Here is a 19,339-nt window from a genome sequence, read left to right on the forward strand (position 1 = left end):
TTTTACAATATCAGCAGGTAGGTATTTCACAACTTTGTGGTGTAAACAAAACAAATGATCATGAAACTGAATGCAGGCATAATAACAGATAAAATGGCAGCCACCAAAGCTTTCTATACAGATGTGCTCGGGTTTGGCGTAACCTTCGAAAATGAATTCTACCTGCTGATGCATACGCCCGGTCGTACCAGCGAGCTCAGCTTCCTGCTGCCCAACCATCCATCGCAGCAAGCCCTGTTCCAGCCGGCATTTGGCGGCCAGGGTGTGTATCTGACCATCGAAGTGGAGGATGTGGATGCGTTGTATGAAGAAATGAAAAAGAAGAATGTGGAAATAATGATCGAGATCCGTGATGAACCCTGGGGCGACAGGCATTTTGCCATTCGTGATCCGAATGGCGTGGGGATAGACCTGGTAAAATATTCCGGAGAATGATCACGACAAATTGTAATTTCCAAAACAGAATTTTAATAAGAATGGAATTAAAGGATCTTCTGCAAGGGCATAAACATTACAATATCGATTGGTTGATCAATGAAACCGAATCCGGTACTCAACCTAAATACATTAACTTCTGGGGGCATACGTCAAATTCTTCAGTCAGCGTTGGCAAAGAGTGTTTCAGTCAGTGGTACCGTAGCCCGTTTACCGTTAATAGAATTCTGTACAAAACTGCCGAGCATTGGATGATGGCTCAAAAGGCAAATTTGTTTGATGATAGAAGAAATTTTCAAAAGATAATCGAGTCCGATAAGCCCGGAGAGGCAAAGGATCTTGGAAGACAAATAATGGGGTATGATGATGAGGTTTGGAATGAAGCGAAATTTGATATTGTAAAACTGGGAAATATTCACAAATTCAATCAGCATCAAGCATTACTGGATTTTCTGCTTGGTACAGGCAACAGGGTCCTGGTGGAAGCAAGTCCTCTTGATAAGATCTGGGGAGCGGGGATCGCAAAAGATTCACCACTGATCGATAAGCCCTATGCATGGCCTGGCATCAACCTACTGGGTTTTGCGTTGATGGAAGTGAGGGATTTTTTCCTGGAGTATGGAACAGTGATGGATACCAATGATCTGTTACCTCCACCCTGGATCCGGTTTCCAGAGATTAATCCACATGATATGTTCTGGAGAATGGGATGCGGTGAGGAATATATCTTGTCTCTGTATACACAAAATTTGACACTTGATTCACAAAAGCGGATCGCTTATTTTCTAAACAATCCTGCACCACTTGAATGGAAGGACTATTATTCAGACTTCTGACAGTTTGCTTCAATTTCAATGAGTACGTAAGATCGGAATAAACCTTGATCCCGAAAACGGAAGTGCAATCCGGTTTTATGCAATCGAAATGGCGTGGGATATCGCACCACTTTATTTGAAAATTACCTGATTGTAGTTGTACGGCGTTAATAGGATCAGGCAATACTTTGTTTCCTGGCATTGAAAATTTCCTAAAAATATCAGTTCCCGGATCTTACCTATTCCTTATTGAGAATTCAATGGAATTCATTTATTTTAACGTATCAAACCCTGTACAATATTTTAGTATCGATTATCAAAATCAGGAAAAATGGATAATGCGAGAGTATTCAAAATGAAGTTTGCAAACATTTATTCCCTGTATATCGAAAAAGTTGAGAAAAAAGGGCGCACAAAATCTGAACTGGATGAAGTACTCTGTTGGCTTACCGGATACAATGTGAAAACCCTGCAGCAGCAGATTGAAATGGAAACGGATCTTGAGAATTTCTTTGCGCAGGCTCCGCAATTTAACCCTAATGCCTCCAAAATTACAGGCTTGATCTGTGGTTACCGTGTTGAAGAAATTGAAGATAAGCTCATGCAAAAGATCCGGTATATGGATAAACTGGTAGATGAGTTGGCCAAGGGAAAGAAAATGGAAAAAATATTGAGGCAATGACGGGCCAGCAACAATTAATTACAGGTAATATCAGAGCCTTTAAGAAGATTTTTAAAGGGCAGTTTGAATTTGCTGTTAAGACTTACTACTAATAGCAAAAAGTCAAATTTTGGAAGGAATAGTTTGTATTCCCAGAAACTTTAGATATCTGTCGAGCAATGTTTTGTCAAAAGAAGGTTCATCAATTGTTGACCCTTTCAGAAAACTGTCTGTGTTCTGCCGGTGCCAAATATATGTATCCTGGTATAATTCAACTGTTGACTGTCCTTCATGCATATTATCCTTGAAAAGGCTGGTAAGCGGGTAAAGACGGTTCGAAGTGTCATTTTCCCATTGATGGCGCCAATCTTTGTATGACATTTTACAAAGGCCGAAATCATACAGATCATTCAACCGGACAAAGAATTGCTCTAAAGTGAGGTTTGTTTCCGGAGAAGCAATAAGATTGAATTTCAGGCCAATTGCGTCTTTGTTTTTAGTGATGTGAACTACAGCTTTTGCTATGTAATCAACAGTGATCAATCCTTCCCTGAGTTCATTCAATGCAGGGTAGGACCCAAATTCAATACAATTCTTTACAAGGCCCGCCCACCACTGATAGGGTGCGCTGGCGCCGGTTTGACTATTGCACATAGCGTAGCCCAATCGGAAAGTAATAACCGGTACACCATGAGCAGCCGCAAGATCTGCAATTGCTTCCATTACCCATTTACTTCTTACATAACCTATATCCTTGCTAACGGAAAGGATATTCTGGTTTATGTCGTCAGATTCATTCATTATTTTTTTGTGTGTAAACACATGCCCCCAACTGTATACTGAGATAGTTGACATCAGAGAAAGACATTTAGGTTTACCTTCAGCTGCAAAGCTTAATATTTCCCTTAACCCTTCAACATTTGGCTTTTTCATATAGGAGTATGGTTCAATGAAGTTTACCGAACTCCCGGAATGATAGATCACCTCAATTTCATTCGCTAATTCAGCATACAATACAGGTGGTATCCCAAGACAGTTTTGAGAAAAATCGCCTGTTATCGGAATGATCCTGCTTTTAAACAAGGGATGGATTTCCAGATTGTATGCAGCGAAAGTCTGCATGATTTTTTCTCTCGCATGATAGTCATCAGTAGCCCTCACAAGGCAGTATACTTTTGCATTTGTACTTACAAGAAGTTCCTGTAACAGATGAATTCCCACGAAACCGGTTGAACCTGTCAGTAATACTGACTGTTGATTTATAAGGGCACTCTCATCAAATTTTCTTTTAAAAGAAAAATCCTCCGGCAAATAAACATCCTTCTGCAATGCTATATACGGTTCTACATCTTCAATTGCTACGGTTGCTTCACCCGATGCTAGTCTATTATCAATTATCGATGCATAGCTTTCCAATGTTGGGTACTGATATAGATCGCGCATGTAGACTTTTGTTTTGAAATGCTTTTGAAGTTCAGTTGTTACGATGGCTACCAGTAACGAATCTCCACCTATATCGAAGAAATTATCGTTGTTAAGGATATATGGTCTTTCGAGAAAACACTGCCAGACTTTGGAGATGATATTGGCAGTTGATGAGCGTTCATCCTCAATTTCAGGTATTTCTTCTTTGAAATTGATCAGCACTGTTTCTAATTGTGCTTTGTCGATTTTTCCATTTATAGTTGTGGGAAGTTCATCAATCTGGTAGAACATTGCCGGAATCATGTATGCCGGAAGATCCTGCTTTAGTTGCTGACGGAGTGTAGAAAATAAAAATGTATCCTGGCTATTGTTGGCTACCACAAATGCGATCAGCTGATTTTGCTGACGGGAATTTTCCCTTACAATAATTGCAGTTTTTTTGACATTTTCGTTTCGCATGATGGCAGATTCTATTTCACCCAGTTCTACTCTGAATCCACGAATTTTTACCTGTTTGTCAATTCTTCCCAGAAACGCTATGTTCCCTCCTGGTAAAATGCGGGCCAGATCACCAGTACGGTAAATTCTTTCACCAGGTACAGATGGATTTTCAATAAACTTTGCAGCGGTCAGTTCCTCATTATTGTGATAGCATTTAGCCAAACCAATTCCACCGAGACAAAGCTCTCCGGTATTTCCATGCTCCACAGGCCTTAATTCCTGATCAAGTAAATAAATACTTGTATTGGCTATAGGCATTCCAATGGTGGATACAAACTGTCCATCTACATCTTTTACATGGCGGTGAGTGGCATATACTGTATATTCCGTTGGGCCGTAGTAGTCAATCAGTCTATAAGACAGTCCATCGGTTAATACTGGTTTCAATTGTTCTCCTCCGGTAAAAAGGTATTTTAGATCAGGCAGCACTTTGTTTCTTGATAGACTGACTACTTCAGGAACCAGTACTGTTGCCGAAAAAGCATGGGTGATTCCATGTGACACGTAGAACTCAATAAGAGCTGCCGCATCAGTTCTATCATCATTATCTGTAATAATAAGTGTTGCACCAGCAACTAATGCGGACCATGTTTCCCAGACTGAAATATCAAATGTAAGACCGGCAACTAACGTAAGCCTGCTATCCACAGTTACTTCATAAATTGAATTATGCCAGGTAACCAGATGATGTATGGAAAGATGACCAATCACCACACCTTTGGGTTCACCAGTAGACCCGGATGTGTATATCATGTAAGCGTTGTCGGACGGGAAAACTGCTGGCCGGTCAAAAATGCAAGGCGCATTCATGTTTGTTTTATCTACATAAAGAGCTCTGACAGACCCATTCAGTAGTTCAGCATCATTCCACAATGAAGTTTGGGATATGATTAGTTTTGCATTACAGTCTTTCAAAATGTACTCCACCCTTTTTTTCGGATACATGGGATCAATAGGTACGTAAGCCGCCCCTGATTTCAGAATAGCGAGTACCCCTATCACCCATTCAACTGAACGCTCAAGGTATATTGGAACATATTCACCTTTCCTGAGACCATTCTCAATGAGCCAATCTGACATCGCACTGCTTCTTTCATCAAGTTGTAGGTATGACAATGATTGGTCTTTAAAGCTGACTGCGGTTTGTGAAGGCTGTTTTAAAGCATTCTTCTCAAAAAGAGATAAGATCGTTTCTTCAGGTTCAATATTTTTCCGGGAAAGGTCTGAAGGGCTTTCCGAAAAGTTGATATCAGCATCAGCTGAGACACCATCGCATTGATGCAGGGTGTTTTTGGGCGAGTACTTATTTTTCACTGAGGATGACACAAGGCTCCTTAACCTGATTTTTATCGAGTTTTTACAAAATGGATATATGATAAATTTAGCTACTGAAAAATGGAGCGTCTTATGAATTTGGGATAAAAAGCGCTAAAAAATGACAGTAAATATTCAGATCAGTGAATGACCGAACACAGTACTTATTAAGGCAACTATCGGATGCTGTTTCCTTATAACGAGACAACTGGACAGATTTCTAACCTGATTATACAGGGGTTTTTGGAAACTCAACGATTTACGTATAAATTAAATCTCGAAAACTGTAATCAGACTTAATGTTGCAAATCGATTAGAATTCCCAAAGCATATCGATGTCGAAAAATGGACCGTCTGAAGCATAATTCCACCTTAAAATTGTCGGCTATACCTATAATTGCTGACCGGCTGCATTTTTAAAGTCGGGACTGGTCTTTCCATTATAATGATGCACCCCTCCATGAGATCAATATTTCCTTTCAAAAGTATTGCCATTGAATCGGTATACGCCACTTGGCTCCTTTCCTCCTAACCACAATTCTCCTTGTTTGCTTTTATATATAAACCAAATGTGTTTACTTTCAAGTCCATCCTCTTTAGTGAAATTTTTCATAGAATTACCATCATATCTCCATGCGCCAAATTCTACAGTCCCAAACCAAATATTTCCTGAACTATCCTCTCCAATGGAAAAAATTCTATCCAGAGAATTGCCTTTGGTGTCCTCCTTTTTCAATTTTTGTTGTGCTGTGAAATCGATCACTTTTTTTCCATCATATTTCAGAACACCAATCCCATTATTTCCAATCCAAAGATTCCCTTTGCTGTCTTCCATTATGCTCCGAACATGCAAAGAACCAGTTTCTGCGTTTAGTCCTAGATATTCATTATCCAATATCTTAAAATCTGAACCATTATATCCAATTACCGCGCCGTAGGTTCCAAACCAAACCGTTCCATTTTTACTTTTTACAAAAGGTGTTGAAACCGGATAGGGAAATTCATTCCCTAATTTTGGTGTAACGGGAAATGTGCGATACGAAAGCTGTCGTCCGTCATATTGATATACTCCCGCATACCCTTCCAGCTTATTGTAGCCAGAAGTTTCATCGCCTTTAAACCAAAGGTCACTTTCGTTTATCTTCCATTCGTTCTTTGCCTTGTAGTTTCGTTCCCTGTATGTAGTTATTTCTTTCCCATCATAAGTACTTAACCCTCTCCCACATTCAAACCAGATTATACCATTTTTATCTTCATAAATGCTCCTTACCTGGTTGTTACTTAATCCGTTTTCTGTTGTGAAATATTGGAATTCCCCGCTATGAAGCAAACACACTCCTTCGTTATAACTACCAAACCAAATATTCCCTTTGCTATCTTCTAAAATTGAACGAACCCCCGTGGTGTATTTCAACAATTTGCTGTCAGTTTTAGTCTGTACTCCTTTACTGATATTACCATGTGGTACGTTTGTTTGGTTTTGTCCACAGGAGGTGTGAAAAACAAGGATCAAGAACAAAGTATAGATGGGAAAGTATTTTATCATTTTTTCTATTAAATTCTCGGGAACAAAGAAATTGCCAGCTCAGGCTGCTGTATTACTTTTTTAAAAATCGGGCTGGTCAACAACATCCTAAGCGCCATGTTTCTGCTGAGCCTGTGCAGGATCGTGAATTAGTCCTGCCAGCATGATGAGCAGGCTGTTCAAAACTTGTCCTTTAGATTCATATCCTATTAAAGTTTGATACAGCGAAACTACTTTGATCTTTTCAGCTTGAAGGGTTAGGATTGTAAATTAAAATGAATACTTTGTAAATTATTGTAAAAGTACCCTGGACACCACAATTTGAAAATCCATTTCAACAAGAACACTTCGAACCAAAAAGGCCCTTCAAATCCAATGACTTGATGGGCCTGATGAATTCTTGTCGGGTAGACTGGATTCGAACCAGCGACCCCTACGTCCCGAACGTAGTGCGCTACCGGGCTGCGCTACTACCCGAATTCATTTTTACGGGACCAAATATAAAATAATTTCTGCTTTAGTCAATATACATCGGAAACTGAGACGGAAATTATCTTCCCTTCTACTGTAGTTTTATCCAGTGAATTGATGGCATTTTCTCCATCACTCAGTTTCAACATTTCCACCTGTCCATGCCTGTTAGATCGCCCGTTATATTGATTGCGGGAAATGATCGCATTCAGCACAACACCAAAAGGCTCGAAGATTTTCCTCAGTTGCCTGTCAGTCATGTCCGCACTGAGATTATGCACTTGTATCGTCATAACCGGATCTTTAGCGTTTTCAAAATTGACCATCCTGTGCAATGTATCGAAAATAACCGGTTATATAAATGAGATTTTCAACGAACCCAAAAGAAACCGGGCCTGCAAAGAAGTAAAAGCCTATTCAATCGACCTGATCAACACAATCAGGTATTCATTTGAATGTCGCCCGGAATTCTTACATTGTATCTTATCCAAAAGCATTCATATGGCCTTTAATACAAAACTGGCTGACAGGTTAAGGGAATACCTCGCTTCCGTACCTGGGATAAGTATCGGGGAGAAGAAGATGTTCAGTGGCATGGCATTCATGGTGAATGGAAAGATGTGCGTGAACGTAAGTGGCGAAAACCTGATGTGCCGATTCGACCCTGCATTGCAGGAAGAAGTGGCAGGCAGGATTGGCTATGAGCCAATGATCATGAAAGGCCGTGAACTCACAGGCTATTGCTATGTGAGCCCGGAAGGATTCAAAACGAAAAAGGATTTCGAATACTGGGTGAAACTTTGTCTGGAATTCAATAATAAGGCGAAAGCGTCAAAGAAAGCAGGGAAGAAAAAATAAAACCTGTCTTCAGCCGTCCGGCATTTCAGTGGACCGGATGCGGCAGGAAATTGTTTGGGAGCAGCAGTCGCCCACCTCCCGGCGGGCGACTGCTGCCGCCAAAATATTTATAACGGATTCTGCTCAGTAATAAACGGATTGTAATTCAATTCGATGGTCAGCGGGATCTGCAATGTGAACAGCTTTCCTGCAGCCACCACATTTGTGTTGGTGTGATTTGCAGAGCCGCTTCGGTCTACGCCTATCCCCCACCGTTTGTTATCGAAGAACTCAAATCCTCCTTCGCCCCAAAGCTCGATCCTGCGTTGCAACTGGATCTCCTTCAACAACGCGTCGCCGGTGCTGGTGGATTTTACATAATCCGGATCCCTTTCATGTGCGAGGATGTACAAGGTGTTCTGTGCATTTTCATCCTGTCCGGCGCGGGCTTCCGCTTCCGCTTTGGTGAGGACCATTTCGGAACTGCGCATATAAATATCATCCTGGTTGTATGCAGGAGTATTGCCATCGATGGGCGGCGCGGCGAATTTGTAGTTGTAATATTTGAAATGTTTGTCTGGTTGTGCTGCGCTGGGGTATTTGTATTCTACAAAATCATCGGCAACAAAATTCTTTTTCCTGTAATCGGTAGCGCTGATCTGATCATAGAGTCGCTGATCGATAGCGAGCCAATGCCCCTGGCTACCGCCATAGCCGCCATCGCCTTTGATGTTCACCCAGCCGGGGAAAGAGCTGTTGCCTCTTCCGGTAGCGCTGGAATAATCGTATCCGAAAATAGTTTCAGAAAGGCTGAGATCGCTCATGCCTTTGGTGGTGTAATCTGTTTCGTTGATCAGTGTAGGATATGCGTTCATCACATAATCTGCTGCTGCAATGGCTTTGGGCCAGTCGCCAGTTGTGAGCGCTGCGCGCGCCAGTACTACTGATGCAACGGAGGCATCCATATCAGTTTTACTGGCTGTATTGCTGAGGCCGGATTTGGTGAAGAGGTCCACTGCTTCGGTTGCATCTGCGATGATCTGGTTCCATACATCCTGAGAAGGCGCACGGTCTTCCTCTCTACCTACAGTTGTATACAGCGGAACGCCTGGTTTGGTATTGCCGCCATGCATGTAATCATCCTGGTAGAGCCACATGAGATAGGTGTAGCTAAGTGCGCGCATGGTGAGTGCTGCGGCCTTGTATTTCATGATGAGCTTGTTCACATCGGTGGCTTGTGAAGGATCGAAATCAGGTGGTATAAGATCGAGGATCTGGTTGGCATAAAAGATGTATTTGTAATACATGCCCCAATAGATGGCTGTGCGCGCCTGATTCTCTTCACGGTAATTAAGCATTTGATAATCGTTTACCATCCAGCCCCCGCTGGCGCGGGCCTGCACCATATCATTCCCCTTGAGGTTGAGCAGTAAATTCAGCACCAGGAAATTCCTGGAGTCAACAGAGTTCACCGGTGAAAGCCCGTTGAATTGGGCAACCATGCTGGTGACCATGGGTTCAAGAACTGTAGCTGGTTTGGTTTTGATGATCTGCTGTAGTTGTTCCCTGGTCATGGTACCTTCAGGATCGATGTCGAGATTCTTTGAGCAGGATGCAAAAATGGTGAGAATGCTTCCTGTTATGATGATGAGTTTTTTCATGATTTTTCCATTTAGAGGGTAAGGTTGATACCAAATGTGACGGTGCGGGTTTGAGGGAAACCAAAAGCTGCCAGAGTAGTGCCTCCATCAAAGGATTGCCTGGGGTCTAACCCTTTCTTTGCAGAGAACAGATGAAGATTGTCCACACTGAAGAAGATCCTTGCTGCTTCTATTCCGTTCCTTGATGCGATATACTGAGGTAACCTGTAGCCAACTGTAATGTTCCTGATTGCTAAGTAGGATGCATCGAAAAGCGACCAGTCTGAGTACTGACCGGCTGCGCCACCAACAGGCCTGTTGAAATAGCTTTGTCCTGCACTCATGTACATAGGTACATTTGAATCGGGATTTTCTGGCGACCATCCGTTGGCGAGGTCTTTATGAATGCCCCCGATCTTTTGTGTGGTCAGGTTCTGGTAGGTCAGTGAAATGGTCTTACCTCCGATCTGCCAGCTGGTGATCACGGAGAGATCGAAATCCTTGTACCGGAGGTTGGTATTGAAGCCGCCTACAAGGTCAGGAGCTGCAGAGCCCACCTCAAATTTGGTAGCATCGTTTCCTTTGGTAGTAACGATATCCCCTACTTTCTTACCGGGATATAATGCCAGGTTATCGGTTGCCCTTAACTGCTTGTAGAGCATGCCTTCGCCTGTTGCCTTGTCAACGCCGGCATATTTGTACATGTAGAGATTGTAATAATCCTTGCCTTCGCCACGGAGGAAATTCCCTTCTTCATAATTCCCGTTCAGGGCTTTTGTGCCAACTCCTGGCGGAATTTCCAGCAATTTGTTCTTGTAGTTGGAAGCGCGCAGGCTAACGGTCCAGTTCCAGTCTTTATTTCGGATCACATCCATGCCCAGCTCAATTTCATAACCGGTATTCAGCAGGGAAGCTACGTTCTCCAGTCTGGAGGGTTGCCCTGTAGAAGCTGGTAATGGTTTGGCCCAGATCATATCGATGGTCTTGCGGCGGAAATAATCAACGGTTCCGTATATGCGATCGAAGAGGCGGAAATCGATACCTGCGTCAACGATATTATTGCTTTCCCAGGTGAGTGAACGATTGCCCCATGATTGCTGAGCAATGGCCAGTAAAGGATTGTCCAGCGTTCCCGCATTGGAGATGCCATAAATATCTGTCCAGCGATTGGCGCCCACATTCTGGTTGCCCAGTGTTCCATAGCTGGCGCGTAGTTTCAATTCAGTGAGCCATTTTGAAGTTTGGTTCATGAAGCTTTCCTGGCTGATCCTCCAGGCTCCGCCCACAGACCAGAACGTGCCCCATTTGTTGTAACGGAAATTGGATGATCCGTCTGTGCGGATACTGGCAGTGAGGAAATATTTACTGTCGTAGTTGTAAGCGAGTCTCGACAGATATCCTTCGAGCGCTTCACTGGAGCCGTTACCTGTGAGGGTCATGATGCGGATGGCATTGGTCAGATCCGGATTGTCCGGAGCAAACATGAGGGATTTCAATCCGTTCATATTATCCCTGCGCACCCAGCGGTATTCATGGCCTGCCAGCACATCGATATTATGCAAACCAATTTCCCTAGTATAATTGATGGTTTGAACGGTATTGAGGTACATCTGTTTTGACCATACATTCTGGATGGTGCCCTGGTAATCCCTTGCAGCGGAACCGCTCTCATTGTTGCCGTATACCCTGCTGTTGGAATAGGTATTGTCTAGCGAGAAATCGAGCCTTACGCGGAAATCTTTCAGAACAGTGGCTTCCAGGAATGCGCGGCTGGAGAAATCATCTGAAGTGAGTTCGTTGAGATCTTTATCAAAATAGATGGCCGGGCTGTATCCCGCAAAGGTGGTTCGTCTTGTTGCACCCAGTGGGCTATAAGTTTCACCGGTGCCGAGATCGTACATGGTCCTGCCGAGTGCATCGCGTTTCACACTGCCGTCTTCTGCATGCGCAAAGATGGGCCAGGTAGGTGAAAAGAAATCTTTAAAAAGAAATACGTTGGTGTTCACGGTACCGCCTGAATAGTTGGGGGCATTGCTGTACCGGCGCGTATATGCGAGGTTCATGCCACCTTTCAGCCAGTTGGTGATGGTGGTGTTCACTTTGAGCCTGGCATTATAACGGTTAAAGTCAGACGCCATTACGTAAGAAGGATCGCTCATGTAGCCGGCAGAAAGGAAGTAATCGGTTTTCTCGTTACCACCGCTGAGGCTTACATTGTATTGCTGGCTGAAGGATTTCTTGATGAAGTAATCATTCCAGTTGTCGTGGTACAGGAGTTTTGCATCGGATCTCAACTTTCCTGTTGCAGGATCGATGAGTGTGGTGCCATCGGGTATATCGTACAACATGTAATTACCGAGAGCATTGGTGGGCTGTAATGTGGACCCGGTAGCGGTGAAAAGATTATTGCTGGCGTATTGTCTTGCATCTGCATCGTTGAGATGTGGTGCGCCGGCTTCATTGCTGAAGCGGACATAATTGTAGATGCCTTTCCAGACCAGTTCATAGAATTCTTTAGGATCTTTTACGATATCGAAATCAGGAACACCCTGGCTGTTCTGTCCGAGCCGCACATCGAAATTGATCTTCGTTTTCCCTTTCGCTCCTTTCCTGGTGGTTACAAGTATCACGCCATTGGAGCCACGTGATCCGTAAAGTGAATTGGATGCAGCATCTTTGGAGACTACCAGGTTTTCGATATCTGCAGGATTGAGGGAAGCCAGCGGAATATCACTGGGAACGCCATCGATCACGATCAGCGGATTGGAGCCTGCACTAAGCGAACCAAGTCCGCGAATCCTGATGGCGGATTCACTGCCGGGCTGACCGGAGCTGGTAGACAATTGCACACCAGATACCATTCCTTCCAATGCGCGGGATACTGTGGAAACATGCTGCTGACTGATAGTTGTACCAGACATGGTGCTTACGGAGCCGGTGAGGTCTCTCCTCTTCGACTGACCGAAAGCCAGCACCACCACTTCATTCAGGGCAGCAGGAAGGGCTTTCAGCTGGAAAGTGAAACTGGCGCCGGATTTCCGGATAGTATTGTCTCCTAACGGTAATGCACCATCGTTGGGAATCGCTATCAGTTGTGAAACAGGGGCCTCAAGTGGCGTGAAGCCTACTGAGCTGATCACAATGATAGCGGATTCCGGAACGTTGGACAAGGTGAATTGTCCCGTTGCTGTAGTGGTAGTGCCTTGTTTGGTATTCTTTACAGAGATGGATGCGCCATTGATGGGCTCTTTCGATTCCGAATCGATCAGTTGACCCGAGATGATCACAGCACGCGCCATCACACTGTCTGCATCCTCCTTCGATGGAGGCTTGCGCATCAGCACGATGGTTTTGTCTTCCACCATGAAGGATAAAGGCTGACCATTCAGCGCCCTGTTCATGAATTCCTGCAGGGGCATATTGGTTGCATCGATATTCACAGGCTTTGTGTTCACCAGCAATTCCTTGTTGGCGAAAACGATATAGCCTGTTTGCTTTTTCACTTCGGAAAAAATCTTTTGGAGCGACAGGTTCTTGCCGCTCAGCGTAACTGTTTGTGAGCTCGCACTGGCGGACACCTGCAGGCAGAATGCCAGAACAAAAATTGAACTTAGTTTCATGACCTTACAAATTTTGCTTCCTGCACTTCCGGCAGAATTGTTTTTTTCCGTCAGCAGGCGGGAGATCCCTGTCAGAAAGTTGTGAGCGCGTTCCGATAAAGGATAGCGGTTTTTTTGCATGACTTACTAGCGTTTTGGTGGTTATTCCTCATTTATATACGATCAGCCGGCGACCGGCTTCGATCCTGAAATGTACTTCCGATACTTTCAATGCCCTGATCAATGCATCCAGCGTGAGATTCCTGCTCAATCCACCATAGAATTGCAATTCAGGAATTCCGTTGGCATAGATCACTTCTATATCATACCATCTTTCCAGTTGCTTCATCACCCTGTCGAATGATTTGTTCTCCAGGTAGAAATAGCCGTTCTTCCAGGCAACGGCAGCTTCACCCTGGCCTTCAGCAATAGAAAGTGACTGACGTTGTGTGTTCAGGTTAGCCTGCTGTCCCGGATGCAGCACTGCATAAAGGGTTTCACCCCTGGGCGCGTGCTTGCCGCCGGCAACATTCACTTTTACACTACCTTCAATAAGTGTAGTGAGCTCTGCAGTTTCATTTTCGAAAGCGTGAACATTGAAACTGGTGCCCAGCGCCTGTACCATTTGATTAGGGGTTTGTACCATGAAAGACCTGGACTGGTCTGGCGCTACTTCGAAATATGCTTCGCCTTTCAATTCCACTTTTCTTTCTGTGCCCCGAAAAGTAACAGGATACCTGATACTGCTGGCTGCATTCAGCCAGACCCTGGTGCCATCGGGAAGCAATAACTGGAACTGCCTGCCCTTTGGAGTAGCCATGGTATTGTAAGCGATATAGGTAGAATCCGCTTCTTCGCCGGCCTGGTAAATGAGTTGATTGTTCTGTAATGAGATCTCTGTGGCGCCCTCACTGGCAAACACGCCGGTGGATGCGCTGTCTAGCAATATCTCACGTCCATCTGCCAGGGTGAGGATAGCGCCATTGCGACCCGGGCCAATGGTTTCGATCACCGGAGACATAGGCGTTTGCGCCTGTTCGTTAGTAGTACCTGCTCCCTGCCACTTCCATATGATAATAACCCCGGCCAATAGTAAAATGGCGGCTGCCGCCATCCACCGGAAGGAAGGCAGTCGTCTGCGGCCCCTGATCACAGGCGCTGCAGGCCATTGCTGAAGGACCTTATCTGCCAGCTGGTCTTTTTCGCGGAAGGAAAATCCTTCGTCTGCATCCAGTTCCTCCCAGATCTTTTCCATGCCCGGCAACAACTCCTCCCTGGAAGCGCCTGCTTCCAGTAATGAGATCAGTTCCGCCCTTTCTTCAGGCGTGGCTGTTTTGTTGAACCACTTCGTGTACAACTCTTCCAGTCTGGTATTGCCAGCTTGCATAGATTCGATTGTATATCGAGAGACAACAGGAAAGATAAAAAGGGGATATCGGGCGAGGAAAATTCAGGAAAAATGTACAATCAGGGATGATAAACGGGCAATTTTCCTGAAATGTATTTTTTGATTGCGTTGTTCGCGTACTGAAGATATTTTTTGATGGCGTCTTTGGAGATCTTCATTTCGTCTGCCGCCTGATCATATTTCAAACCATTCCGCCTGCAAAGTATCCAGGCTTTCTGTTGCTGCGGTGGCAGCATTTCCACCGCTTCGTCTATCAGCAGCAAGAGGTGTTCCTGCTGGTAGATTTCTTCATCGGCCTCCTGCAGCGAATCATGGCTCCACTCCCATTCCCTGTTCTTTTCCCTCACCATTTTCTTCAGGGCATTGAATGCATGGTTCCTGCAAATAATAAGTAAGAAAGACCTGAAGCTCTCGATCTGCGCCAGTGTTTCCCGCGTGAGCCAGAGCTTCACAAAAATGTCCTGGACAAGCTCTTCGGCAAGGGGCCTGTTTTCCAGGTGTTGACAGATGAATTTGAAAACGAGGCCGGAGTATTGATGGGTCAGTGTTCTGAATGCCTGTTCATCGCCCGATGCAACCTGCATCAGCAAGAATTTTTCATACGATGGTTCATTAGGCTTCAATTAGCGATCAGGTTTTGGTGCGCCTTACAGCAATTAGCAGGCCAAACAAATGTAAATGATATAGTTAAATGAAGTTTTAATTTACCTGAACGGCAAAAAAACGAGGATTTGAGGCGACAAATCTGCTACCTGTAAAGGATCTTAGCCAGGAGTTTTTACCAAAAATGGAATTGGCCGGAGCTTTAAAAAAGGTTAACTTCAGTAAAACCATCCTTGCAGTTCCAAATTATTGTAATGAAAATCGCCATCACCAATCTGAATCGCCGCACTACGGCGGAGCACCTGCAAAAACTCTTCCTTCCTTTTGGTAATGTGAGATCAATAAGAATCCTCAGGGATGATCCCGCGGGCAGGACTTCCTGTTATGGAATTGTGAGGATCGATTATCCCGCCGGGCTCGTGGCAATCGCGGCGCTGGACAGACTGCTCTTCATGGACCATTATCTTGAAGTATTTGAACTGGGCCTGTAAACCCTGAACTATTTCTATTTCTTTTTTTGTTTTGCCGGCTGGGCCTGCGCGATCTGCTGATCGAAATAATTTTCAAAGACCATACTCGTAACTCCCAGTATGCTGGCATCTGTGCCGAGCTCAGACACCTGAATGCTTGTCTTCTCCCTGATCTGCGTCATACAATAAGTGTTGATAGCCTGCTGCATGGGAATGGTGATGTACTGGCGCGCTTTCGCCATCTTGCCACCCAATATGATCAATTCGGGATTGAACAATTGAATGACGGTAGCGATTCCCTTCCCCATTTTTGATCCTACATCCGCAAGGATATTGATCGCATACTGGTCACCGAGATTGGCTGCATCGATCACTACATGCGGCTCGATCTTATCGATCTCACTATTGGATATTTTGCTGAGTAAAGAATCCTGACCGGAGAGGATGCCTTCTTTTGCCATCTTCGCAAGCGCTACGCCGGAAGCTACCGTTTCCAGGCAACCGCGTTTGCCACAATAGCAAAGTATGCCATCGTCTATCAGCGGAATATGCCCTATCTCACCGGAAAAGCCGGCAGTACCGCCGCGCAGCTCTCCGTCCATGATGATACCAAGACCGATGCCCCAGTCCATCAGCAATACCATCACATCCTTTTTTTCTCTTGCCAGGCCAAAACGTTTTTCTGCAATGGCATAGCATTTCACATCATTCTGAATGAAAACGGGTTTGCTGAATGTGTCTTCCAGTTCCTGTTGCAGGGAATGCAGCTGGTTTGTGGAAATGATAAAAGTGTAATTCTCTCCTCTTTTGGAGTCTACCAGTCCGGGCATACTGATGCCGATCCCGATCAGGCTTTCCTTATCGATACCCGCTTCGCTGATCAGCTCAGAAGCCATATTGTGTAATTGCGAAACAGGATCGGTTTCTGTTGCGATATTGAGGTGAAAGGTCTTTACGGGTATGCTGTACCGGTAGCTGTTATCGAGTATCGTCATCCTGGTCTGGTATCGCTCCAGCTCGATGGCCAGTACGAAATATTTACCAGGCACCAGCGCATACAGGTCCGGTTTACGTCCGCCGATGGATTGCCCCTGCCCACTTTTCATAATTGCCCCCTCTTCCAGGAGATTGGCCACAAAATTCAAACAGGTGGGGGTACTTATGTTAATATGCTCACAGAGCCCGGCGATGCTTTTTTCCGATTCGAGTAACGACCTTAAGATTTCCAGTTTCTTTAATTCTTTCTTTTCCACTATGCAGAATATTGTGTTGCATAGATACAAAAGGTTCAGAATATTCTCTCTAATCTTCTATTAAATTTTTATGGAAGTTGTTGTTGTTGCATTAAATATTTTCTTTTTGTTGATAAATACTCTTGAATCTTTAATAAAGACTTTTAAATTTGAATCATAGTCTTAACGGAATTTCAAACTATGAGGATATTCACAAGATTGCTCTTTTGCTGTGTTGTGCTTTCAGTAAGCCTGCAAAGTTTATCACAGCAAAAAAATGCACAAACTGCCGATGCCAGCCAGGTTGTGGACGCATCCAAAGCTGTTCTGGAACGCGTAACGGGAAACAGCATTACAAACGTGAAGCTCAGTTATCTTGCAACCGCTACCGGGATTGACAGCTTCCATGTGAAAGCAGAGAACGGACAGCTGGCCATTTCAGGTAACAGCGTATCTGCCATCTGTTTCGGTTTCCACCAGTACCTCAAAAAATACTGTAACATTATGTATACCTGGAGCAGTGGGACCATTACTCCGCCTGCTTCCTGGCCCAATGCTGATCTTATCGGCGGAACGCCCTACCAGTACCGCTACTACCTCAATGTGGTCACTTTCGGTTATACTACCCCGTATTGGGACTGGGCCCGTTGGGAAAAGGAACTGGACTGGATGGCAATGCATGGCATCAATATGCCATTGGCCACTGTTGCCAGTGAAGCTATTGCTGAACGGGTCTGGCTGAAACTGGGATTGAAGAAAAAAGATATGGACGATTTCTTCACCGGCCCCGCTCATCTGCCCTGGCATAGAATGGGAAATCTGAACAAATGGGACGGTCCTATCCCTGACGGTTGGCATAACAGTCAGCTGCAATTGCAGAAAAAGATCATGGGCAGGATCAAAGAACTGGGCTTCACGCCCATAACGCCGGCCTTTGCCGGATTTGTGGCTCCCGCATTTGCGAAGTTGCACCCGGAATTGAAACTCAATCCACTGAAATGGGGTGGATTTGCGGCTGAGGATAATGGTTATGTTTTGTCGCCGGAAACAGGCTGGTTCAAAAAGATCGGCAAGCTCTTCATCGAAGAATGGGAAAAGGAATTCGGGAAAAATAAATACTACCTGGCCGATTGTTTCAATGAAATGGATGTACCGGTAGACAATGATCATCCTGAAAAGAAATACAGTTATCTTGCCAATTACGGAAGGTCTGTGTATGAGTCCATCATCAGCGGAAACCCGGATGCCGTATGGGTTACACAGGGATGGACCTTTGGCTATCAGCACAAATTCTGGGATAAGCCCACATTGCAGTCGCTCCTCTCCAAAGTTCCGGATGATAAGATGATGATCATTGATCTGGGAAATGATTATCCACCTTACGTATGGCATATCGATCCGGTTTGGAAAACACATGCGGGCTTCTACGGAAAACAATGGATCTACAGTTTCGTACCCAATTTCGGCGGTAAGACGCCTTATACCGGTGTGGTTTCCTTTTATGCATCAGCGCCTATCGAAGCATTGAAGTCGCCTTATTCCAAAAGTATGATCGGTTATGGTCATGCGCCTGAAGGTATCGAGAATAATGAACTGATCTATGAACTGATCTCCGATATGGGCTGGACCAACAAAGAGATCAACCTGGAAGAATGGGGACTGGAATATTGCCGGGCAAGATATGGCGATGAAAATACATCGATCGTATCCGCCGGTCAGGCATTGTTCTCTTCCTGTTATGATTCCTTCGGTTCTTATCCAAGATTTGTATGGCAAACAGTGAAATACGATACAAGAAGAAAAGGAAGTGTGAATGATGATCCTGCTTTCTTCAAAGGTGTGAAGGATTTCCTGGCTGCTGCTGGTGAGATGAAGGATAATAAGATGTACAGGTACGATGCGCTTGAACTCAGCTCACTCTATCTCGGACTGAAAGCAGATGAATTTTATAAACAGGCATTGCAGGCCGATTCTGCAGGCAATGATGCATTGAAAACATCATTGGGTAATAAAGCCATGCTGTTGTTGCTTCAGGTGGATTCACTGCTGGAATCGCATCCGATGAACAGGCTGCAAAACTGGATTGATTATGCGCGTTTGCACGGGAATAATGAAAAAGACAAAAACTATTACGAGTCAAATGCAAAGCGTCTGATCACCACCTGGGGTGGATTCCAGGATGATTATGCAGCCCGCATCTGGAGTGGTCTTATCAGGGATTACTATGTGCCGAGAGTTAGGGAAACCCTGTTCAATAAGAATTTCGATCGTAAAAACTGGGAAGAAAGATGGGTAACCCGTCCGGGTATCAGCAAAATCTCCCCTTATCCTGATCCACTGCAAAAAGCGATTGAACTGGTAAATAATAACTAAGACCCACTGCATACAATTTCAAGTAAACTT

General features: G+C 44.5%; 14 protein-coding genes and 1 tRNA gene. 6 read left to right on the top strand and 9 right to left on the bottom strand.

Features of this window, described 5'->3' with window-relative positions; genetic code table 11:
• The first annotated feature begins 60 nt into the window (after window positions 1–60).
• From D9Y29_RS15005 to D9Y29_RS15015, 3 genes are all read left to right on the top strand, one after another.
• On the top strand, window positions 61–435 hold the full coding sequence (locus D9Y29_RS15005) for a VOC family protein (RefSeq protein WP_127129577.1): 375 nt from the start codon (window positions 61–63) through the stop codon (window positions 433–435).
• Entirely contained in the window at window positions 432–1,271 is an 840-nt protein-coding gene (locus tag D9Y29_RS15010; protein ID WP_206513795.1) for an NADAR family protein, read from the top strand. Before D9Y29_RS15005 ends, D9Y29_RS15010 begins: the two co-directional genes overlap by 4 nt.
• A gap of 310 nt (window positions 1,272–1,581) precedes the next feature.
• Entirely contained in the window at window positions 1,582–1,932 is a 351-nt protein-coding gene (locus D9Y29_RS15015; protein WP_127129579.1) for a DUF2200 domain-containing protein, read from the top strand.
• Window positions 1,933–2,034: 102 nt separating this feature from the next.
• Here D9Y29_RS15015 and D9Y29_RS15020 read toward each other — a convergent pair whose 3' ends face one another.
• The 4 genes from D9Y29_RS15020 to D9Y29_RS15035 all read right to left on the bottom strand — a co-directional run bounded on the left by D9Y29_RS15020 (window position 2,035) and on the right by D9Y29_RS15035 (window position 7,440).
• Entirely contained in the window at window positions 2,035–5,151 is a 3,117-nt protein-coding gene (locus D9Y29_RS15020; protein WP_164735418.1) for a non-ribosomal peptide synthetase, read from the bottom strand.
• Between the two features lie 466 nt (window positions 5,152–5,617).
• Window positions 5,618–6,697 (bottom strand): ligand-binding sensor domain-containing protein, encoded by a 1,080-nt coding sequence (locus tag D9Y29_RS15025; protein ID WP_127129583.1) that lies wholly within the window; start codon window positions 6,695–6,697, stop codon window positions 5,618–5,620.
• A gap of 382 nt (window positions 6,698–7,079) precedes the next feature.
• Window positions 7,080–7,153 (bottom strand) — tRNA-Pro (locus D9Y29_RS15030).
• Between the two features lie 44 nt (window positions 7,154–7,197).
• On the bottom strand, window positions 7,198–7,440 hold the full coding sequence (locus D9Y29_RS15035; RefSeq protein ID WP_164735419.1) for an RNA recognition motif domain-containing protein: 243 nt from the start codon (window positions 7,438–7,440) through the stop codon (window positions 7,198–7,200).
• 208 nt (window positions 7,441–7,648) lie between these two features.
• Here D9Y29_RS15035 and D9Y29_RS15040 point away from each other — a divergent pair, with 208 nt between their 5' ends.
• The gene (locus D9Y29_RS15040) at window positions 7,649–8,005 is read left to right on the top strand and encodes a TfoX/Sxy family protein (protein ID WP_127129587.1); all 357 of its coding nucleotides are present in this window, start codon (window positions 7,649–7,651) and stop codon (window positions 8,003–8,005) included.
• 107 nt (window positions 8,006–8,112) lie between these two features.
• Here the strand turns inward: D9Y29_RS15040 and D9Y29_RS15045 are convergent, their stop codons facing one another.
• From D9Y29_RS15045 to D9Y29_RS15060, 4 genes are all read right to left on the bottom strand, one after another.
• Window positions 8,113–9,645 carry a RagB/SusD family nutrient uptake outer membrane protein gene (locus tag D9Y29_RS15045; RefSeq protein WP_127129589.1) on the bottom strand — a complete coding sequence of 511 codons (1,533 nt, stop codon included), beginning with the start codon at window positions 9,643–9,645 and terminating at the stop codon, window positions 8,113–8,115.
• A gap of 11 nt (window positions 9,646–9,656) precedes the next feature.
• The gene (locus D9Y29_RS15050; RefSeq protein ID WP_164735420.1) at window positions 9,657–13,244 is read right to left on the bottom strand and encodes a SusC/RagA family TonB-linked outer membrane protein; all 3,588 of its coding nucleotides are present in this window, start codon (window positions 13,242–13,244) and stop codon (window positions 9,657–9,659) included.
• 148 nt (window positions 13,245–13,392) lie between these two features.
• Complete coding sequence (locus D9Y29_RS15055) at window positions 13,393–14,610, bottom strand: FecR family protein (RefSeq protein ID WP_127129593.1); 1,218 nt, start codon at window positions 14,608–14,610, stop codon at window positions 13,393–13,395.
• 80 nt (window positions 14,611–14,690) lie between these two features.
• Window positions 14,691–15,215, bottom strand: a complete 525-nt coding sequence (locus D9Y29_RS15060) for an RNA polymerase sigma factor (protein WP_127129595.1) — start codon at window positions 15,213–15,215, stop codon at window positions 14,691–14,693.
• 273 nt (window positions 15,216–15,488) lie between these two features.
• Here D9Y29_RS15060 and D9Y29_RS15065 point away from each other — a divergent pair, with 273 nt between their 5' ends.
• The gene (locus D9Y29_RS15065) at window positions 15,489–15,725 is read left to right on the top strand and encodes an RNA recognition motif domain-containing protein (RefSeq protein ID WP_127129596.1); all 237 of its coding nucleotides are present in this window, start codon (window positions 15,489–15,491) and stop codon (window positions 15,723–15,725) included.
• A gap of 14 nt (window positions 15,726–15,739) precedes the next feature.
• On the opposite strand, the gene D9Y29_RS15070 is transcribed toward D9Y29_RS15065, so the two are convergent.
• Complete coding sequence (locus D9Y29_RS15070) at window positions 15,740–16,957, bottom strand: ROK family transcriptional regulator (protein WP_241237950.1); 1,218 nt, start codon at window positions 16,955–16,957, stop codon at window positions 15,740–15,742.
• 180 nt (window positions 16,958–17,137) lie between these two features.
• Between D9Y29_RS15070 and D9Y29_RS15075 the strand changes: the two genes are divergently transcribed.
• Window positions 17,138–19,309, top strand: a complete 2,172-nt coding sequence (locus D9Y29_RS15075) for an alpha-N-acetylglucosaminidase (RefSeq protein WP_127129600.1) — start codon at window positions 17,138–17,140, stop codon at window positions 19,307–19,309.
• Window positions 19,310–19,339: the final 30 nt, after the last annotated feature.

Origin of the sequence: Pseudoflavitalea rhizosphaerae (genome assembly GCF_003991355.1) — a bacterium.
GTDB lineage: Bacteria > Bacteroidota > Bacteroidia > Chitinophagales > Chitinophagaceae > Pseudobacter > Pseudobacter rhizosphaerae.

What these genes read in the sequence shown, in the direction of transcription:
- D9Y29_RS15045 (WP_127129589.1), bottom strand. Translation starts at nt 9,645, where the DNA reads ATGAAAAAACTCATCATCATAACAGGAAGCATTCTCACCATTTTTGCA.
- D9Y29_RS15065 (WP_127129596.1), top strand. Translation starts at nt 15,489, where the DNA reads ATGAAAATCGCCATCACCAATCTGAATCGCCGCACTACGGCGGAGCAC.
- D9Y29_RS15010 (WP_206513795.1), top strand. Translation starts at nt 432, where the DNA reads ATGATCACGACAAATTGTAATTTCCAAAACAGAATTTTAATAAGAATG.
- D9Y29_RS15005 (WP_127129577.1), top strand. Translation starts at nt 61, where the DNA reads ATGAAACTGAATGCAGGCATAATAACAGATAAAATGGCAGCCACCAAA.
- D9Y29_RS15050 (WP_164735420.1), bottom strand. Translation starts at nt 13,244, where the DNA reads ATGAAACTAAGTTCAATTTTTGTTCTGGCATTCTGCCTGCAGGTGTCC.
- D9Y29_RS15015 (WP_127129579.1), top strand. Translation starts at nt 1,582, where the DNA reads ATGGATAATGCGAGAGTATTCAAAATGAAGTTTGCAAACATTTATTCC.
- D9Y29_RS15075 (WP_127129600.1), top strand. Translation starts at nt 17,138, where the DNA reads ATGAGGATATTCACAAGATTGCTCTTTTGCTGTGTTGTGCTTTCAGTA.
- D9Y29_RS15035 (WP_164735419.1), bottom strand. Translation starts at nt 7,440, where the DNA reads ATGACGATACAAGTGCATAATCTCAGTGCGGACATGACTGACAGGCAA.
- D9Y29_RS15060 (WP_127129595.1), bottom strand. Translation starts at nt 15,215, where the DNA reads ATGCAGGTTGCATCGGGCGATGAACAGGCATTCAGAACACTGACCCAT.
- D9Y29_RS15055 (WP_127129593.1), bottom strand. Translation starts at nt 14,610, where the DNA reads ATGCAAGCTGGCAATACCAGACTGGAAGAGTTGTACACGAAGTGGTTC.
- D9Y29_RS15025 (WP_127129583.1), bottom strand. Translation starts at nt 6,697, where the DNA reads ATGATAAAATACTTTCCCATCTATACTTTGTTCTTGATCCTTGTTTTT.
- D9Y29_RS15040 (WP_127129587.1), top strand. Translation starts at nt 7,649, where the DNA reads ATGGCCTTTAATACAAAACTGGCTGACAGGTTAAGGGAATACCTCGCT.